The following is an 18951-nucleotide window of genomic DNA, read 5'->3' as shown; positions in this document are numbered from 1 at the left end:
ATAAATATGTAAAAAAACTATAAGATTTGGTATGGTTTTAATTATAAGTTTTACTAGTAACTGTAATACTGACAAGTATTTATAGGTAAGTTTAAAGTTAAAGTTCTTTGAAATAAGCTAATAAAAAATTAGATTACACTAATAAAGTAGTCGGTTTGTTAACAAAATTTGAAATCACATGAAAAGACATCTACTCTTGTGCTTGATTTTGCTAACCGTACTTCAATTTAGTGCTGTTGGGCAAAATAGAGCCATCTCCGGTAGGGTTACCTCGTCGGCAGATGGTACCCCTTTACCTGGGGTGAGCGTGGTGGTGAAAGGCACTACCACGGGAGCAAGTACCGACTCTGATGGGCGGTATTCATTAAACGTGTCTGGCAACCCTGTTCTGGTTTTCTCCTTTGTGGGATACATAAACCGAGAGGTTCAGGTGGGCGCCAGTTCTACCATTAACATGGCCCTTGCTGAGGATACTAAGACCATCAATGAGGTAGTAGTGGTAGGGTATGGTACCCAAGAGGCCCGCGACGTGGTAGGGTCTATTGCTAGTGTGAAGGGCGATGAGATCGCGGATATCCCGGTGCCTAGCGTGGAGTCAGCCATCCAGGGGCGTGTAGCCGGGGTGCAAATCACTTCCGGGAGTGGTAAAGTGGGGCAGGGGATTAAAGTACGGGTACGCGGCTCAGCCTCCGTCTCGGCGGGTAACCAACCACTCTACGTGGTAGACGGTATCCCCATCACCTCAGAAAGCCAAAGCATTACCAACAACGAACCCACCAACCCTTTGGCCGACCTCAACCCTAATGACATTGAGTCTATTGAGATTCTAAAGGACGCCTCCTCTTCTGCCATCTACGGCTCCAGAGCTTCTAACGGCGTGGTGCTCATTACCACCAAGCGGGGGAAAGCTGGGAAAACGGCCTTCAACCTTGATTATAGCACAGGGTTCAGTAAGCCCACCAACAAGGTAGAATTTCTCAATGGGCCAGAGTACCTGGAGTTGTTCAATGAATCTGTGGCAAATTCCTCATTGGCCCAATTGTACATTGACCTTGGAATAGTGGCGGACCTGGACGAGTTCAAAGACGCTTTTTTACCAGAATGGCGTAATCCGGCCAATTCCAACTGGCAGGATCAAGTATTCCGTACCGCGGGTTATCACCAATATGACCTTACTGCCAGCGGCGGCAATGATAAAACAAGGTTCTACGTGGGTGGTTCTTATACAGACCAGGAAGGCATTTTGGTAGGGAATAACTTTAAGCGGGCCAGCACCCGGATTAACATTGACCACAACGCCACCGAAAAACTCACGATTGGCTTTAACTTCAGCCTGGCACGCACTGTCAACGACCGGGTAGCTGATGACAATGCCTTTGCTACTCCGTTGCAGATTGTAGCGCTACCACCTATTCAACCTATTATAGACCCAGAAACCGGAGAATACAATACGGCAACTGCTTATTACAATGGGCTCATTGAAGTGAGAGATGCCTTTAGGAAAACGGTTAGTTACCGAAACCTAAGTACCATCTATGCCAGCTACGTCATTGTGCCGGGCCTTACCTTCAGGAGTGAATTGGGGCTTGATTTGTTGAACCAAAATGAGAACACCTACCAGGGTAGGGAAACCCAAGACGGTAGCCCAGCCGGGTCCGCAGAAAGCCGGGCCGTATCCGTGCTGAACTACACCACCAACAACTTCCTGAACTATTCCAAGCAATTTGGCGAGACCCAAAACGTGGAAGCAACCCTGGGTATGAGTTTCCAGAAATCTGAGACGGAGTCTAATTACGTGTCTGGTATTGGCTTCCCTAGCGATGATTTTAAACGGATCACCAACGCCGCGGAAATTGATTTCGGTACTTCCGAGGGCACGGAGTACTCGCTGCTTTCTTACTTCGCGCGGGTAAACTACAAACTGCTGGATAAATACCTACTCTCAGTCAGCGGGCGGTTGGATGGATCTTCCCGTTTTGGGGCTAATAACCGGTACGGTTTCTTTCCGGCCATTGGCGTAGGCTGGATTCTAAGTGAAGAGCCTTTCTTACGGGAAGTTGAATTCCTGAGTCTGTTGAAACTGAGAGCTAGTTACGGATTCACGGGGAATGACAACATCGGCAACTTTGATGCCCGAGGGCTTTACACCTCCGGTTCCTACGCTGGTAACCCGGGCATCATCCCATCTTCCGTGGAGAACCCAGACTTGAAATGGGAAACCACTCAACAACTAGACGTGGGCATTAACTTTGGGATTTTTAAAAACCGCATCAACGGTGGGGTGGAATACTACCTAAAGAAAACCGAGGATTTACTTTTAGCTGTTCAGGTGCCGGCCACCTCAGGGTTCCCCACCGTCACTAGAAACGTTGGGAACTTGGAGAACAAGGGGGTGGAAGTTACCCTGAATACCGAAAATCTGACAGGTGCTTTTTCCTGGTCTACTAACTTCAACATCGCTTTCAACCGGAACAAGATCACGAACCTGAACGGGCAGGTCATCACTTCTGGTGAAGTAAACCGAGCAGTGGAAGGCCAGCCCATTGGGGTATTCTACACCTTCAAATACGCCGGCGTAGACCCAGCCAACGGAGATGCACTTTATTACCTGCGGGCCGGCAGCGATGAAACCACCAATGACTACAGTGCAGCTGAGCAGCAGGTAGTAGGCAATCCTAATCCAAAGTATGTAGGTGGGCTGAATAATACCTTTGGATTCAAAGGTTTTGATTTGGGGGTATTGCTCCAGTTCTCTTACGGCAATGAAATCTACAACAATGCTGGTAGGTTCCAATCTGCCAACATGGACTATGTGGATAACCAGACCAGGGATCAATTAAACCGCTGGAGACAGCCTGGTGACATTACCAGAGTGCCGCAGGCTCGTTTTCTGGACGGTAATGGAACCGGGCATTCATCCCGCTGGATCTATGACGGCTCTTACCTGAGAGGGAAAACCATTACCCTTGGCTATAGCCTTCCCACACCCATGATCAGCAAGTTCCATCTCACTCGGGTACGGTTATACGCTTCAGCGCAGAACTTCTTTACCATTACGGATTACCCTGGCTGGGACCCAGAAGTAGATACCCCTGGCTCGGGACCAACGGCTCAACGCCAGAATGTGGGGATTGGGGTAGATTTCTATACCACGCCGCAGGCCAGGACCATCACGTTTGGGGTTAACATCGGATTCTGACTTACCTACTAGGTTTTAATTAACTACAGAGATGAGAAGTTATAGATATATCCTTACCAAGTTCTTCCTAGCCTTTAGCCTGTGTCTATTGCTGGGAAATACCAGTTGTGACGATGAACTTGATGTAGACCCCCAGCAATCCATTGATGCAGGAAATGCTCTTTCTACGTCACAGGGGGTACAGAGCGCTTTGACAGGTGCCTATGAGCGGCTGCAGACTGCCCCTCTTTACTCCGGTGATTTGAACCTGATGAGTGAATTGCTGGGCAGTACCGGAAACCTGATCTGGGGTGGTACCTTCCTGCAATACCGCCAGATGTTCCAGAAAGCGATCACCACTGATAACACCGTGGTGTCTGGTACCTGGATTCGGGCATACGACGCCATAAACGTAGTAAACAATGTCATCAAAGCCGTAGGGGTTGTAGACGAAGACCAAAGAGATGAGGTATTAGGAGAGGCCCTCTTTATCAGGGGAATGGTGTATTTTGATCTGGTTCGCTTCTACGGATTGCCGTATGAGCCAGGGCAACAGAATACCCAGCTTGGGGTACCTATTGTGCTGGAACCTACCACTGTGTTGAGCAATGCCAACAACGTGCCCCGTAATACCGTGGAGGAAGTCTATGCCCAAGCCATTGAAGATCTCACCCGGGCGCGGGATCTATTACCTGATAGGGCCAGTCTTGATGACCAGAAAGAGGATGAGGCCGCCGCCAATACCTATTCTGCCAGCGCGGTACTAGCCAGAATTTACCTGCAGCAAGCCGGAGAGCCGGGTAACCCAGCTGGGGGTCCTTACCTGACCAAGGCTGCCGAAGAAGCGAATCGGGTGATCCAGGAAGGGGGATATTCTCTTGTAGAGGATTTCTCCAATGAGTTCAATAACTCACAGAACACCTCAGAAGACATCTTCGCCATTCAGCAGACCGTGCAAAGCAATGCCGGGCAGTCAAATACGGGGTTGGCAACTTTCTACTCCGCTAGTCAGCGGGCTGAAATTGAAGTGGCAACTTCTTTTGTAGCCGAGTATGAAGATGGAGACGAGCGTGCCGAAATCCTGTACCTGGATGATGATGAGGTAGTCCGGAATGGGAAATATGACGTTTACTCAGCCAACGTGCCCATTATCCGTTTGGCAGAGATGTACCTGATTAGGGCAGAGGCCAATCAGCGCTTAGGTACTGCCTTGGGTGCTACTCCTCTGGAAGACATAAATACAATCCGCAGCCGGGCAGATATCCCGACTTTGGCATCCGTTTCCCTAGAGGATATTCTGCGAGAGCGGACCCTGGAACTGGCATTTGAAGGGCATCTAATTCATGACATTAAGCGACTCCGTCAAAATGTAGGCGATCTGCCCTACAACGCCGGAGAACTGGTGCTACCCATCCCTTTGCGGGAAATGAATGCCAATCCTAACCTGCAGCAGAACGATGCCTATATCTAGGACCTGGTTTCCCTTGTTCTTGCATTGTAATTGATTGCCATTTCGGGGCTGCTTTCCCTAAAGCAGCCCCGAAATGCTTATTTGGGGTAGGTCCTTTTAGGTCGGTATTTACCTTTTCAATGAAGATGAAACAGAAGGGGCTTAAGATTTAGATATGTTACCTACACCTAAAAAGGAAGAGAACTTTTTAAACCTTTCTGGGCGTGTTTAGAATTTTCCAGATTAAATTTTTACAAGAAGAATAAAAAATAATTAGTTGAGGATATTTTAGTAAAACCCAATCTAACATTAAGGAAATGTTAATTATGATAAATAGTTATACTAATTCATTATTGATCTTATATTTTGTTAACATTTTTATAACTATTGACGTGTAAGCTTATCAATTTGGTTTGTTTGTTTATTGTTGATAAAGCCCTACTTTGAGGTAATATTCCCAAACTTTCAAACAAACAAACCAAATGAAACAACATGTACTCTTGTTCTTGTTTTTGCTCAATGTGCTGGGTTTTAGTGCATTGGCGCAAAATAGAACTATCTCTGGGCGAGTAGTCTCGGCAGCAGATGGTTCGGCCTTACCGGGTGTCAGTGTGGTTGTGAAGGGAACAACCATTGGCGCCAGTACCGATGTGGATGGGCGCTACCAGATTAGCGTGACGGGTGCACCAACCCTGGTCTTCACCTTTATCGGGTTCACTCCTCGCGAGGAGGTTGTTGGTACCAGAAGCACCGTAGATGTGCGGTTGGCCGTAGATGCTGAAACTATTGAAGAAGTAGTGGTGGTAGGGTACGGTAGCCAGGAGAAACGTGAGGTAACAGGTTCCATTGCCTCCATCAAATCAGAAGCTATTCAAAATACGCCCACCCCAAGCTTTGAGAACGCTCTTCAAGGGAGAACCTCAGGAGTGTTGGTGGAGCAGCAAAACGGTAAATTAGGTCAGGGAATCAAGGTTAGGGTGCGGGGTTCTTCTTCTGTAAGTGCCGGTAACGAGCCTTTGTATGTATTAGACGGGGTGCCTTTGACCACCAGCGTTCCTAACGCTAACGGTGCTCCTACCAACCCGTTGGCTGACTTGAACCCTAATGACATAGCTTCCATTGAGGTGTTGAAGGATGCGGCTGCCGCGGCCATCTATGGTTCAAGAGCAGCCAACGGAGTAGTGTTAATCACTACCAAAAGAGGTAACACTGGTGGCACTAAAATCAATGTGAGTTACTTCACTGGTTTCAGCAAACCAACCCGTAAACGCGAATTTCTGAATTCAGCTGAGTATGTGGAGCTTTTAAGAGAGGCTGCAGCTAACTCTGAGGAGCGTGAGGGAGAACCTTATTGGGTGGAGTTTAACGAAACCCGTCTACAGCGCTATGCAGCTGGCGCCACAGATCCGTTAACCTACAACACAGATTGGCAGGATGAGGTTTTCCAAGATGCTTCTGTGAATCAGGTAGACGTGAGTGTGGCCGGCGGTACCGAGAAAACCAGGTTCTTCACTGGTTTATCGCATAGCAACCAGGAGGGGATTCTGGTTGGGAACCGTTTTGAGAAGATGAGCGGTCGGATCAACCTGGACCATCAGGCTACCGAAAAACTGGCAGTGGGCATGAACTTCAGTTTGACCCGTTCCAGAAACTTCCGCCTAAGCAATGACAACGCCTTCAGTACGCCCATGCAGATTGTGGCCTTGCCACCCATTACACCAGCTATTGACCCAAGAACAGGTTTAGTGAGTGGTGCCTTGGATCCGGCTACTGGTCGTCCTAACACCAACTATCCGGTGTACTACAATCCCTTGCTGAACGCCATTGACGCTGACTTCCTGACAACCGTATTCCGGAATTTCACCAATGTGTACGCCAGCTATAAGATCTTCAATGGCTTAACTTTCCGGTCTGAATTTGGCCTGGATTTGTTAAACCAGAACGAAAACGCCTACTATGGAAAGTTAACTGCTAGAAATACAGGTACTCCTAATGGTATCGGGGTGAATGCCAATACCCAGATTGCCAACTACAACACCAATAACTTCTTCAATTATAACACCAGCTTTGCTGAGGTACATACAGTGGACGCCGTGGTGGGGATGAGCTATCAGGAAGCCAACCAGACAGAAAATTACGTGGAGGGACAGCAGTTCCCAAGTAATGCCTACAGAACCATTGCCAGTGCGGCAGACATCACCGAAGGTAGATCCTCTGGAACAGACTATTCCTTCTTGTCTTACTTTACCCGGGTAAACTATAAATTCATGGATCGTTACCTGTTGGGCTTGAGTGGCCGGGTAGATGGATCATCGCGCTTTGGTAATGATAGCAAGTACGGCTTCTTCCCAGCTGCTTCTTTGGGCTGGATCATAAGTGAGGAATCTTTCCTGGCTAACTCTAGCCTGATCAACTACCTGAAACTAAGAGGTAGCTACGGTATCACCGGGAACGCTGAAATTGCCAACGCTGCCTCCTTGGGCTTATATTCTGGAGATGCTGGTTATGGTGGGACTCCCGGACAGAGACCAACTCAGATTGAAAACCCAGACTTGAAATGGGAAGAAACTGCTCAATTAAACGTAGGATTAGAGTACGGCTTCTGGAACGGCAGACTTTCAGGGGAGATTGACTATTACATCAAGAAAACCGATGACCTGTTGCTGAACGTGAACGTGCCGGGCACTAGTGGTTATAGAACCCAGCTAAAGAACGTAGGTAAACTGGAAAACAAAGGATTTGAGTTCAGCCTGAACTCAGACAACTTAGTAGGGGCTTTCAAATGGTCTACCAACTTCAACTTCTCCAGAAACCGCAACAAGATCACCGACTTGCAAGGCCAGATCATTGAAGGAGGTTACCTGAACCGGGCCGTGGAAGGACAACCTATTGGGGTTTTCTTTGGCGTGGAGTATGCCGGTGTTGACCCTGAGAACGGAGATGCCCTCTATTACCTGAACACCCCTAACACAGACGGTACCCTTAACCGCGGAACCACCAATGACTACGGTGCCGCCCAAAGAGTAGTAATTGGGGATCCTAACCCTGACTATGTAGTAGGTTTAACCAACAATTTCTCTTTCAAGGGATTTGATTTAAGCGTGCTTTTCCAAGGTGTGGTTGGAAACGATATCTACAACGGTGCTGGGGTGTACATGAGTGCCAGCGCCAGCTGGTATGACAACCAAACCAAAGATCAGTTGAATAGATGGCAGAAGCCTGGTGATATCACCGACGTGCCAAGAGCATACTTAGGATATGCCAACGGAACCGATGCTTCTTCCCGCTACCTGTCTGATGGATCTTATGTTCGTCTGAAAAACTTGACCCTGGGGTATACCTTGCCTACCACCTTCACCCAAAAGTTCAAATTGGAGAAAGTTAGAGTGTTTGCCATTGGGTTGAACGTATTGACTTTCACTGACTATGAAGGTTGGGACCCAGAAGTGAACACAGACTACCTAGCTGGTAACATCTCCCAAGGAAATGATTTCTATGGTGCTCCACAGGCAAAAACCTTCACCTTTGGGGTTAACATTGGTTTCTAAAAAAGGCACCCAATCACATTAAAGAACAAGTCATGAAAAGAAGATATATAAAATCATACGTTGTCATCTTAGGCTTTGCTGGATTTCTCCTGAGTTGTGATGACAAATTAGACATAGCTCCTCAGCAGTCAGTAGAAGCTGGTCAGGCCCTGGCTACGTCTTCTGACGTAGAAGCTGCCTTGGTAGGCGCTTATGATGCCGCTGGCGATGCAGACGTGTACGGCGGAGACATTCAGTTTTTGTCTGACCTGTTGGCTACTGACGGTGATATCGCGTTTGTGGGTACTTTCCAGCAGCCGGGTGAGGTGTATGAAAAGGCTATCCTGGAAAACAACAGCTTTATTGCCAATACCTGGCTAGACAGCTACCGGGTCATCAACATCACTAACAGTGTACTAGCAAACCTGGACAAGGTAGACCAAGCTAAAAAAGCGAGGGTAGAGGGAGAAGCCAAATTCCTGAGAGCCACTATGTACTTTGAATTGGTTAAACTCTACGGCAAGGCTTGGGTCGACGGCAATCCGGCTACTAATCCAGGGGTGCCTTTGATTTTAACGCCTACCGGTGTCATCACCGAGGAGTCTTATGTAAGCAGAAACTCGGTGGCCGAGGTTTATGCCCAAGTGGTAAAAGACTTGACCGAGGCTGAGACCTTGCTACCAGCCACCAATGGTTTCTTCGCTACCAAGTGGGCCGCCGCCGGAATGCTTTCACGCGTGTACCTGCAGCAGGAGAAGTTTTTGGAAGCTGGTCAGGCCGCTGATAGGGTCATCAAATCAAGCAGATACAGACTCACCGATACCTATGCGCAGGCTTTCAACAATACGGGTAACAGCTCCGAAGATATCTTCGCTATTCAGGTAACTTCTCAGGATGGGATTAATGAGTTGAATACTTATTACTCTCCACTACAAAGAGGCGATATTGAGATCCAAGACCAGCTCATAAACCAATATGAAGCGGGAGATGAGCGTCTGAGCATCTACGAGAATGAATACACAAATAAGTTTGATGAGCAGTTCGCGGTGATTCCAATTCTGCGCCTGGCAGAAATGTACCTGACCCGGGCAGAAGCAAGCCTGAGAACCGGTACGAACATAGGCGGAGTTTCTGCTGTGGAAGACATCAACACCATCAGAGAGCGGGCCGGTTTAGAGCCAGTAACTGCGGTAACTATCGCTCAGGTCCTGCAGGAACGTAAGTTGGAGCTCATCTTTGAGGGCCAGCTTCTGCATGACATTAAACGCACCAAAGGCACCATTGATGGTGAGCCGTATAGCGCAAACAACCTGGTGTTTCCTATCCCGCAAAGAGAAAGAGACGCAAACCCTAACCTTAGTCAGAACCCAGGGTACTTTGAAGGCTAAGAGTTCCATCCACTCAAACAAAAAGAGGAGGTTTTGGCCTCCTCTTTTTGTTTGAGTGGTTATCAAGCAATAGCTAAATAAGAGTTTGCGAAAGAGTCAAATCTAAACATCAAAGGCCAGCAAACTCTAAGGTATCAACCCTAAACACTATTCCACAACAAAAAGGCACCTTGGTTTACAAGGTGCCTTTTTGTTAAAATACTCTAAAGATTACTTTGTCTCTAATTTCTCCCAAAGATTCTCCAAAGCAGGAGCAGGTGCAATGGGGTAGGGGTGCATCTTTATCAACCTCTGTACCTGATTGATTCTGTCCTGGGTTAGAGGGTGGGTGCTGAGAAGGCTTGGCATTGAGCCCAGGTTAGAGTCAGTTGATTGCAGTCGTTCAAACAGGCGGTGCATCCCCTTGGGGTCTATTTTGTTGGCCTTCAATAATTGGAAGCCCTCCTCATCGGCTTGTTGCTCAAGGCTTCGGCTGTATTCCAAGGACTTCAGTTTGTCTGCATTTTCAAGAACGATGGCCGCAATGCCGGTAATGTCACTGAAAATGACAGAGAGAAACAAGTAATGCGAAAGATTTCGCGCCAGGGCCCGAAGCGAGTGCCGTTCCTGAATATGAGCCGACTCATGACCAAGCAGGGCGGCAAACTCCTCAGGGCTTTCCAACTTATCTAAAAGACCGGTGTACACCACCATATGCCCACCGGGGAGGGCGAAGGCGTTCACGGTTTTTGATTCTACCACCGTTAAGTGCAGGGGGTAAGTGGTTTCAACTTTAAGCTGTTTTAAAAACTGGTTGGCATAAACCGTACGGGCAGAATCAATCTTTTCCTCCGTAACCATTTGCTTGTACAGTTTCTGACCCAGGCGCACCTCCGTTGATTGTGGTATTTCCTGGGCAATCATTTCAGCGCCGGCGGGCAGCGCATAGATGTAGAGGGCAACCACCAAAGCCAGAAACCCAAGGCCTAATAATACCAGCACCGACATGCCTCCCTTGGGTGCCGGAAGGGCATTTCTATGGAAAACCGCAGTGGGGTACGCTTCCTTGATGGTTTCGGCAAAAGTAGGCGAAATCACCTCCAAAGACTGAAAAGGGAAATCCCCAAACTGCAGAACCGTCTTGTCTTTTTCCCGGTAGGCGTGGGGCCTAATCTGCTGCGCAGGCCAGAAAAGGGGTTGGTTGGGTTCTGCCTCTGAGAGAGGATGTAGCGCCAACCCTTCTGGCTCTACCAGTACTTTGACCAATTTGCCTTCGGAGGTATGCCCGTCGTAATACGTTCCGGTGTATTCAAGCATAGTTTGTGTTGCTATTATACCCATCCTACATCCAGCATGTCAGAGATGTCTTCATACACGGCATCTTTGTATTCGGTTTCGGTCTGAAGCAGAGAATCGGGGTCAAAATCTCCTAATAAATCGGTGTTGTTGATGATGAACCGTATCCGCGGTACCCAAAGTGGATGCCCCGCCACGAGGTTCTGGACATGCGGTACCGCATGCGGCCATGGATGGCAACCGGAAGAAGCAAGATAATAGCCAGAAAGCCCGCCAGGTAGACGTAAGAAATCAATTCAAAATTCTCTGAAAAGACAGCGTACAAGAATGTGCCGTAAAAGGCGAAAACCAACGCTAAGGCTTTGATGTACCCAAGGAACATCTCCTTGCCTGTGCCGTGAAAGATAAAGGAGGTGCCAGAGAGCTTTGTCTTGCCGTAAGTGTAGCGCAACAAATTGGCTTTGGCCAAAGGATAATAGATCCCGAAGGTGATAGCCGTAAGGACCCAGTTGGCCAACTGGATTTCAAAAAGCTGACCGCCTCTGCCCTGAAACTCGATGTCCAGGTTCTTGTCTGATGAGTAATAAGATGCCATAAAGGGTTTGTAGTTTGGATAGGGGTAGAATGTTCTTCTTAAACTACAACTCTAAGGGCATAAATCAAATGAGAGGGTATAAATTATTCTATTTCAAGGAGGATTTTACAAAAACCTCCTTGAAATAGAATAGAGGTCCTACGGCAGCAGCAGGGAACTGTCTCCGTAACTCAGAAATCGGTAGCCATTGGCCAGAGCATGCTTGTACACCTTCTGCCACGTGGGCCCAATCAAAGCAGAGACAAGCAACAACAGGGTGCTTTGCGGCTGGTGGAAGTTAGTCACCAGCCCTGTGCAGATTTTAAACTGATAGCCGGGTGCTATAAGAATGCGGGTAGTGGCGTGCAGATGGGTGAGTTTGTGGCTGTCCAGGTGGTATAAGAGCGCTTCCAGGGCTTCCTGAACCGAAAGGGTGGTGCGTACCTCATAGGGGAACCACTGGGGCACCAACAGTTCATCGCTCTCGCCGGGGAGAATACCTAAAGAGAGGCCCGTGCCCAACCAGTAAAGGCTCTCCAGCGTGCGCATAGAGGTAGTGCCCACTGCAATCACCGGATGCGGTCCGTGGTACAGCAACTGCTCCACAAATGCCCTGCTCACCGACAGTTGCTCGCCGTGCATGTAGTGGTACTCCATGAGTTCAGCTTTCACGGGTTTAAAGGTGCCGGCTCCCACGTGCAGGGTGACAAAGGCCCGCTGATGGCCCTTGGCGGTAACCTGCTCCAGGACCTCGGGGGTAAAGTGCAAACCAGCCGTAGGAGCTGCCACCGCACCTGCTTCTGAGGCATACACGGTTTGGTACCGGTCCTGATCCGCTTCTTGCACATCGCGGTTCATGTAAGGAGGCAACGGTAACAGACCGGCAATCTCCAGAATCTCAGCAAAAGTTCTATTGCCCGGCGACCAGGTAAAATGGATGGCAAAGCCTTCCTCAGCGGGGGCCAGGCGCTCGGCCCAGAGAAACCCGTCAGAAGGCAGAGGCCCCAAAGGCATCTCCAGGCGGCCCTCGCGCCAGCGTTTGTTGTTGCCAACTAAGCATTTCCAGATAACGGAATAGGATTGCTGCATGGCCAGTTGCACTTCCCGCACCGGTTCCAAAGGCTCCAAGCAGAATAGCTCAATCATTCCGCCCGTAGGTTTCTGGAACCGCAGACGCGCCTGCACTACTTTGGTGTCATTAAAGACCAGGAGGGAATTAGGCGGCAGCGCCGAGGGTAAATCTTTGAATTGTGCATCTGTGATGCGGCCGTTCCTGTACAAGAGAAGCTTAGATTGGTCTCGGTTCTCCAACGGGAACTGGGCAATTCTATCCTCGGGTAAGGTATAGGTATAATCTAAAATAGAGATTTGTCTAGGATGATGAATAGGCATGAACGTCAATCACAATAAAGAACAAAGGTATAACCCAGAGCTTAGCATCAATAATTATAACGCAATTTCATGCGGATGAATTGACCTTTTAACTAGGGTAGGGGCTAACGTAAAGAAGTGTAAGCAGGAAATCCTTCCCAACTGTCTCCCGTGATTCCTACAACCAGGTTAATGTAGGTTTGTTTATGCTTTTACCCTTGACTACAAGTGTTTATAAAAATGCTTTTCCTAGTGGGTGGTAGATGCGGGATAAAGGCATCAGTTGAAGGAGAGTATTGCCCCGGTAGCCAGGTTTTCGGGGTAGAGTACAAGAAATCAGCCAATGTTCATGGCATGTAAGTAAGAGGACAGGTTTGATAAAGCGAAGCAGGAAGAAATTACGTTTTAAGCGTAATTGTAGGAATTTGTGCTAAAAAGAATGAACCTTTTACGCCTAGTCAATTGGGGCGATGGTCTCGTCCTGCTCCAGGTCACTCAATTCTAATTCCAAGGCTTTCACTGATATCTGGATTTCCCAAAGCGAAAGGGCCATAGACAACATCAGCAAAACCAGACTTACCCCAAACACGATTTTGCCGGCCGTTTGCCAACCAGCATAGATCATGAACATGCATAGCACGCAAGAAAACATACTGGCAATGCCAAAAGCCTGCATGTTCCGGATGAGGACCAGCCGGGTTCTCAAGTTCTGGATCTGCCCGTACACCAGGTGGCTGTGGCTAGCCTTGTAAATGGGTTTCAGATCCCTGATCAGCTTTGCCAACGACAAGAACCGGTTGGTAAAGGCCAGCAGCAGCAAGGATAGAGCCGGGAACAGGAGGGCCGGGGTGGTGAGCGTGATTTCCATAGCAGAAAGTTAAACAAAGGCCGGAAGCCGCGCAGGTTATTCTTCCGGGGAGTCATCCTCGTCTGACTGGAACTCCAGGTTATCCGCCACCTCTAGGGCCCGGTCAATCAGGTCATCGGTTTCTTCCTTTGAAGAGGCATTAAGGGTTTCCTCAAACAAGGCTAGCACTTCCTCGGCATCGGCGTTGACAAACAAGTCGGTGTAAAGTTCTTCAAACAAGTGGCTCTTGTTCTGGATCACCTTGTCAATTCCCTGAACGGAACTGGCTTGAAGGGCGACCTGCAGCAGGTCACGCACCTGCGCGCTGTCTTCGTCTCCGCCTAAATCGGTAAGTAACTGCAGCAACGAGATTCCCAGGCCTAACCGGAGACGCTCAAACCGGAAACTCACCTCTTCCTGGCTTTTACGGCCCGGGCGCGCCTCTTTCAAAGCGGTTTCCAGTTCGCGGTACAACGGAGTGATTTCGGTTTTAAGGTCGGTCGCTTCCGGGCCAAATACCTGATCCAGTAACTGTTGGTAAAGAGAATCGCTCATGTAAAGAAACTAAAGGTTGAGATGGGTACCGGCAAGACCGTAAAAGCCCATGCCAGAACCGGGGCAAGTTAGGAAAAGAACCAATGCGGTTTAGGGCTATTTTCTAAAAGGGAGCCCCTAAACACCGTCTAGCCTTTGTACAGGCACAGCCTGCCTTTCCATTGTCCTTAAAAACTAGTACGCAGGATCAAGCAGAGAAGATCACCAACCTGCTTTTATGGCGAAGAATGTAGAGGCAAATAGTAAAAATATCAGTCTTTCAGCAGCACCTTTTATGAGGTGAGTAAGTATAATAATTTATAGAAAGGCATAGGCTTATAAGAAGTTTACTTTCCTGATTATTTTGCTTAACTTAATCGAAATTGAACAAGCAAAGTATGGGTGCCCTGCTGCAGATGCCATTTATGAAGGGATTTTCAGTCCTTTTTCTGTTCTGCTCGCTGTTTTTGTCTCCGTTTTTACTTTTGGGGCAAGAATTAGTGACGGAAGAGGACGGATTGAAATTTCAGTACAATCGCAAGCGGGTGCGGGTGCCTTTCACGTTGGTCCATAACCTGGTCATCATTCAGGTGAAAATCAACAATTCCAATCCGCTCAATTTTGTGGTGGATACGGGGGTAGATCGGACCCTGCTCATGGAAATAGGTCAATTTGATACCATCACCCTCAACAATGTAGAGAAACTGTACCTGCGCGGATTGGGTAGGGGCGCTGGTATTCAGGCCATGCTTTCATCGGGCAACAACATCAATTTTTACGGGGTGGAGGCCACAAACCAAAAGGTGCTCATGCTGGAGGAGAACATCTTCAATCTCTCGTCAAGGCTGGGCATGGAGGTGCACGGCATCATCGGATACCCACTGTTCAAAAACTTTGTGGTGGAGATTGATTACCAGAACAAGATGATGACCCTGTATAAGCCTGGTACCTTCCCCGCAAAGAAAGAAAGCAAATACACTGTGGTGCCGCTGGAGATGGAGGCGGCCAAGCCCTATGTGAACGTACAGGCCCGTTTCCCAGACGGTTCTAAGCACCCCTTGCGCCTGATCGTGGATAGTGGCATGAGTACGTCCATGCTGCTGTACCCGCCCACCTTGCCAGACGCGAAGATACCCGAGAAGCGGATTGAGGCTTACCTGGGCCGAGGCTTGAACGGAGACATCCACGGGGAAATAGCCCGTTTGGAAGCGCTGGAACTAGGCGAATACGTGCTGGAGAGGCCACCGGCCTGTTTCCCAGACACCATGTCTATTAGGTATGCGCTGGGGCTTAACAACCGCAACGGGAACCTGGGCGCCGATGTGCTGCAACGCTTCAATGTAGTATTTGACTACAACAACTCCAGGATGCTGCTGAAGCCCAACCAGAAATTCAAGAAACCTTTTTATTACAACCTGAGCGGCTTAGAGCTACTGAGTCCCATTCCCGGGTTCAATTTCTACACCATTGCGCAGGTGTTGCCCAACTCTCCGGCAGAGAAGGCCGGGCTGCAAACCGGTGACGCCATCCTGAGCATTAACGGGGAAAAATGCATTGACAAGACCTTGGGCGAAATCTTGGAGCTGTTCCAGAATTACCCCCGCCGGAGGCTGATGCTGAAAGTGAGCCGGCAGCACAAATCCTTTGACACCACCCTCCAACTGCAGGATCTAATCTGACTTTTACCGCTTCAGGCCTGCTTTCAAGCAACCAGGCCTGAAACGGGAAGTTTTACTTAGGATTCACAAACTGATACAACGCTGAGAAGTCTTCCTGCGCCAATCCGGCCTGCTTGGCCAGCCCAAAAAGTTCTTTCACGGTATGCAGAGTGGGGAGGGCAATGCCTTGCTCATACGCCGTAACGCCGGCCAGATGCAGGTCTTTGTGCATCCACTCCAGCGGGAATTCAGCCGAGAAGTCTCTGTTGAGGATTTTCTGTTCTTTCAGTTTAAGGAAAGGGGCGCCGCCCGGGCCGTTCATCAGGGTCTGGCACAGCATTTCTTCGGTTATGCCCAAAGAGGTACCCAAGCGCAAGGCCTCAGAGAAAGCGGCCATGATCTGCCCAAAGAGCATGTTGTTCACCATCTTCATGCTGGCGCCCTGGCCGTGCGGCCCGATGTGCAAAACAGATTTTCCCATGGTGTCCAGCAAGGGGTGTACCTCTTCCACATCTTTCGCCTCGCCGCCCACCAGAAATACCAGTTGACCGGTCTCGGCGGGTTTCAGCGAACCCGATACGGGAGCATCCAGGAAGCGGTGCCCCATTTTGAGGGCGGCTTGCGCCATGCGTAAGCTAAAAGAAGGGTTCACGGTGCTGGAATCAATCCAAAGCGAGTTGCCGGGCAGTTCTTTCAGGAAGCCGTGCTGCCCCAAGGCTGCCTCCTCCACCGATTCTGGTGTGGCCAGCATGGTAAACACTACCCGGCATTGTTTTCCTACTTCTTCGGGGGTACTGGCCAGAATGGCTCCGTTGGCTACCAATTCCTCTGCCTTCTCCGGAGTGCGGTTGTACACCACCAAAGAGTGGCCGGCCTTTTGCAGGTTAGCGGCCATACGGCTGCCCATAATGCCCAATCCTATAAATCCTACGTTCATGTGTTGCTCTTTTAGGTTTGCACGAAAGTAAGGATTTACGCACGGGCCGTGCAAGGGGTGTTACCTAATCTGGGTTTAAGGGCCTTTTTCCTAAAAGAAGCCCAAAAGAGGTTATTCTCCCTTAGGAAATCTGAAGGTGAAAGAGGTTCCTTGGCCTACGGCAGAATCCACCACCAACTCAATGCCATGGAAATTAGCGATGGTTTTCACAATGGTCAGTCCCAGGCCGTGGCTTTCACCGTCCGGGGCATGAAGCCGTTTGAACCGACTGAAAATATGAGGCAACTGGTCCTCGGCGATGCCAACCCCAGAATCAGTGACGGAGAGTTCGTAGCCCTTTTGGTGCGGTTGCCCTTTGATGAGGATCGTGCCTTCGGGTTTATTGTATTTGATGGCGTTGTTCACCACGTTGAAGAGCATGGTAAACAGCAGCGATTGGTTTGCTTTGGCTAAGGTATAATCCCCATTGATCTCCACCTTCAGATCCACCTCCCGGGCTTGAGCCCGTTCCTCAATTTCCTCGGCTACCTCACGGGCTAAAAGCGGGATATCCACGCTCTCATTGCGCAGGTATTGCTCGTTCTCAATGCGGGAGATAAGCAACAAGGCCTGGATGATGTTTTTAAGCCGATGCAGGGTTCTGAGGTTGTCTACCAACTTCTCCAGCATGCCCTCGGGGGTATCCGGGTCAGCCAATAAGTTTTCCAGGCGGTTCTGCAGAATGGAGACCGGTGTGAGCAACTCATGCGACACGTTCCCGATAAACTCTTTCTCCTTCTGGAACGCCTCCTGTATCTGGCCCATCATGGCGTTGATGGTGTTGTTCAGGTACAGGAAGTCATCGGTGGAAGTCTGCAGTTTCTTGGGTGTGAACGTGCTGGGGTGCTCTACCCGTTGCAGGCGTTTGACAATAAGCGTGAGCGGACGCAGGAGGATTTTACTGAAAGCTAAGTCGGTGAAAGCAGTCAATAAAACCACGGCTGCCAGAAAGTACAGCGCGTACGTTTGCAGGGTTTTGCTGTTGTGTTCAATGGTGGCCAAAGACCGGCCAATCTCCAGCAAGTAGCGTTTGCCGCCTAAGTCAAACGTGGAAGACAGCACCCGGTAGTTGACAATCTCGTTGTCTACCTTGCGGAGGCTGTTCTCTATGCTGTTCACCACTTTGCCCGAGGAGATTTCTTCCAGGGAAATAAATTCTTCCCGGAAGAGGTTATAACTTCCGTAAGCCCCGGTTTCACTGGTGATAAAGGTTTCAATGCCCTGTTCTTCAATGATCTGGTACATCCTTTCCTCTTTCTGCATGAGGCGCTCATCGGCGTTGAGCAAGGCTACCTTGTTCACCAACAGCGGAAGTCCTACCACTAACAGCAGCAGGATGAAGATTTTGGAGGCAGCACTGAAGAGGGCTAGTTTAGACTGAAGCCGCATGTACCCGTTTGTAGGTTTTAAAATTTGAAGTGTAGAAGATGCGGGAATTTGCAGATGAACCAAATTTCACCTCCTCAACTCCCCACATCTTCCCATTAGATCGTTAAACGGTACCCCACGCCTCGTACGGTTTCCAACCAATCTGTTGAGGCGAAAGCCGACAATTTTTTTCGGAGGTTTTTGATGTGCACATCAATGTAATTGGAGTCATAGTCATCTTCCAGAATATTGCCCCAGATGTGCTCTGTGAGTTGCAAGCGCGTTAAAATGCGGTTTTTATGGAGCAGCAGGTAATGCAGGATGTCAAACTCCTTTTTGGTGAGCACAATTTCATGCGACCCGAACGTAACTTTGCGTGCGCTGCTGTCAATCTCGTACCCGTGAAACGTCACTGAGGAAGATTTCAACTTGAACTTGCGGCGCAGCACCGCCTGCATACGAGCCTGCAGTTCCAGCAAAGAGAAGGGTTTGGGCAGGTAGTCATCAGCTCCCAAACCTAGTCCTTTGATCCGGTCTTCCAAGGCACCGCGGGCCGTTAAAATGATGACGGCTGGGTCATGGTCTACGTCCTTGATCTCTTTGAGCAGGTCCATCCCTTCGTAGTCTGGAAGGCCCAGATCCAACAAGATGAAGTCATACCGGTTAACGGCAATCTTCTCAGAGGCTTCCCGCCCGTTAGAGGCCCAATCACAGATATAGTGTTCCTGCGCCAGGAAGTGCATCAGCTCAGTAGCCAGACTGGTTTCGTCTTCTACAATCAGGATGTGCATAGGTGAGGGTTAAG

General features: G+C 49.1%; 13 protein-coding genes. 5 read left to right on the top strand and 8 right to left on the bottom strand.

All coding sequences use genetic code 11. The features are described from left to right. Positions 1-178 precede the first annotated feature (178 nt). The 4 genes from ACW9SV_RS00345 (at position 179) to ACW9SV_RS00330 (ending at position 9543) form a co-directional block, all read left to right on the top strand. Positions 179-3199 carry a SusC/RagA family TonB-linked outer membrane protein gene (locus ACW9SV_RS00345; protein ID WP_479554742.1) on the top strand — a complete coding sequence of 1007 codons (3021 nt, stop codon included), beginning with the start codon at positions 179-181 and terminating at the stop codon, positions 3197-3199. Positions 3200-3230: 31 nt separating this feature from the next. Beyond that, complete coding sequence (locus ACW9SV_RS00340) at positions 3231-4649, top strand: RagB/SusD family nutrient uptake outer membrane protein (RefSeq protein ID WP_479554741.1); 1419 nt, start codon at positions 3231-3233, stop codon at positions 4647-4649. Positions 4650-5110: 461 nt separating this feature from the next. Next, a complete protein-coding gene (locus ACW9SV_RS00335) occupies positions 5111-8176 on the top strand; it encodes a SusC/RagA family TonB-linked outer membrane protein (protein WP_479554740.1) in 3066 nt (1021 codons plus the stop codon). A 32-nt stretch (positions 8177-8208) separates the two neighbouring features. After that, entirely contained in the window at positions 8209-9543 is a 1335-nt protein-coding gene (locus ACW9SV_RS00330; protein ID WP_479554739.1) for a RagB/SusD family nutrient uptake outer membrane protein, read from the top strand. 210 nt (positions 9544-9753) lie between these two features. On the opposite strand, the gene ACW9SV_RS00325 is transcribed toward ACW9SV_RS00330, so the two are convergent. The 5 genes from ACW9SV_RS00325 to ACW9SV_RS00305 form a co-directional block, all read right to left on the bottom strand. After that, positions 9754-10839 carry a M48 family metallopeptidase gene (locus tag ACW9SV_RS00325; protein WP_479554738.1) on the bottom strand — a complete coding sequence of 362 codons (1086 nt, stop codon included), beginning with the start codon at positions 10837-10839 and terminating at the stop codon, positions 9754-9756. Positions 10840-10951: 112 nt separating this feature from the next. Then, entirely contained in the window at positions 10952-11413 is a 462-nt protein-coding gene (locus tag ACW9SV_RS00320) for a DUF898 family protein (protein ID WP_479554737.1), read from the bottom strand. A gap of 138 nt (positions 11414-11551) precedes the next feature. Further along, positions 11552-12784 (bottom strand): S-adenosylmethionine:tRNA ribosyltransferase-isomerase, encoded by a 1233-nt coding sequence (locus tag ACW9SV_RS00315; protein WP_479554736.1) that lies wholly within the window; start codon positions 12782-12784, stop codon positions 11552-11554. 433 nt (positions 12785-13217) lie between these two features. Then, a complete protein-coding gene (locus ACW9SV_RS00310) occupies positions 13218-13631 on the bottom strand; it encodes a DUF2721 domain-containing protein (RefSeq protein ID WP_479554735.1) in 414 nt (137 codons plus the stop codon). A gap of 36 nt (positions 13632-13667) precedes the next feature. After that, entirely contained in the window at positions 13668-14165 is a 498-nt protein-coding gene (locus ACW9SV_RS00305; RefSeq protein ID WP_479554734.1) for a hypothetical protein, read from the bottom strand. Between the two features lie 464 nt (positions 14166-14629). Here ACW9SV_RS00305 and ACW9SV_RS00300 point away from each other — a divergent pair, with 464 nt between their 5' ends. Beyond that, complete coding sequence (locus tag ACW9SV_RS00300; protein ID WP_479554733.1) at positions 14630-15823, top strand: PDZ domain-containing protein; 1194 nt, start codon at positions 14630-14632, stop codon at positions 15821-15823. A 52-nt stretch (positions 15824-15875) separates the two neighbouring features. On the opposite strand, the gene ACW9SV_RS00295 is transcribed toward ACW9SV_RS00300, so the two are convergent. The 3 genes from ACW9SV_RS00295 to ACW9SV_RS00285 all read right to left on the bottom strand — a co-directional run bounded on the left by ACW9SV_RS00295 (position 15876) and on the right by ACW9SV_RS00285 (position 18937). Next, a complete protein-coding gene (locus ACW9SV_RS00295) occupies positions 15876-16739 on the bottom strand; it encodes an NAD(P)-dependent oxidoreductase (protein WP_479554732.1) in 864 nt (287 codons plus the stop codon). Between the two features lie 111 nt (positions 16740-16850). Beyond that, complete coding sequence (locus tag ACW9SV_RS00290) at positions 16851-18167, bottom strand: sensor histidine kinase (RefSeq protein WP_479554731.1); 1317 nt, start codon at positions 18165-18167, stop codon at positions 16851-16853. Positions 18168-18262: 95 nt separating this feature from the next. Next, positions 18263-18937, bottom strand: coding sequence for a response regulator transcription factor (locus ACW9SV_RS00285; RefSeq protein WP_479554730.1), 675 nt, complete (start codon positions 18935-18937; stop codon positions 18263-18265). Positions 18938-18951: the final 14 nt, after the last annotated feature.

This window comes from Rufibacter sp. JT20002 (assembly GCF_056491185.1).
The sequence above is the reverse complement of the archived record's forward strand: the minus strand, read 5'-3'. Positions and strand labels throughout refer to the sequence as shown.

Coding starts and splice junctions, on each gene's coding strand:
- ACW9SV_RS00345 (WP_479554742.1), top strand. CDS start 179: ATGAAAAGACATCTACTCTTGTGCTTGATTTTGCTAACCGTACTTCAA.
- ACW9SV_RS00340 (WP_479554741.1), top strand. CDS start 3,231: ATGAGAAGTTATAGATATATCCTTACCAAGTTCTTCCTAGCCTTTAGC.
- ACW9SV_RS00335 (WP_479554740.1), top strand. CDS start 5,111: ATGAAACAACATGTACTCTTGTTCTTGTTTTTGCTCAATGTGCTGGGT.
- ACW9SV_RS00330 (WP_479554739.1), top strand. CDS start 8,209: ATGAAAAGAAGATATATAAAATCATACGTTGTCATCTTAGGCTTTGCT.
- ACW9SV_RS00325 (WP_479554738.1), bottom strand. CDS start 10,839: ATGCTTGAATACACCGGAACGTATTACGACGGGCATACCTCCGAAGGC.
- ACW9SV_RS00320 (WP_479554737.1), bottom strand. CDS start 11,413: ATGGCATCTTATTACTCATCAGACAAGAACCTGGACATCGAGTTTCAG.
- ACW9SV_RS00315 (WP_479554736.1), bottom strand. CDS start 12,784: ATGCCTATTCATCATCCTAGACAAATCTCTATTTTAGATTATACCTAT.
- ACW9SV_RS00310 (WP_479554735.1), bottom strand. CDS start 13,631: ATGGAAATCACGCTCACCACCCCGGCCCTCCTGTTCCCGGCTCTATCC.
- ACW9SV_RS00305 (WP_479554734.1), bottom strand. CDS start 14,165: ATGAGCGATTCTCTTTACCAACAGTTACTGGATCAGGTATTTGGCCCG.
- ACW9SV_RS00295 (WP_479554732.1), bottom strand. CDS start 16,739: ATGAACGTAGGATTTATAGGATTGGGCATTATGGGCAGCCGTATGGCC.
- ACW9SV_RS00290 (WP_479554731.1), bottom strand. CDS start 18,167: ATGCGGCTTCAGTCTAAACTAGCCCTCTTCAGTGCTGCCTCCAAAATC.
- ACW9SV_RS00285 (WP_479554730.1), bottom strand. CDS start 18,937: ATGCACATCCTGATTGTAGAAGACGAAACCAGTCTGGCTACTGAGCTG.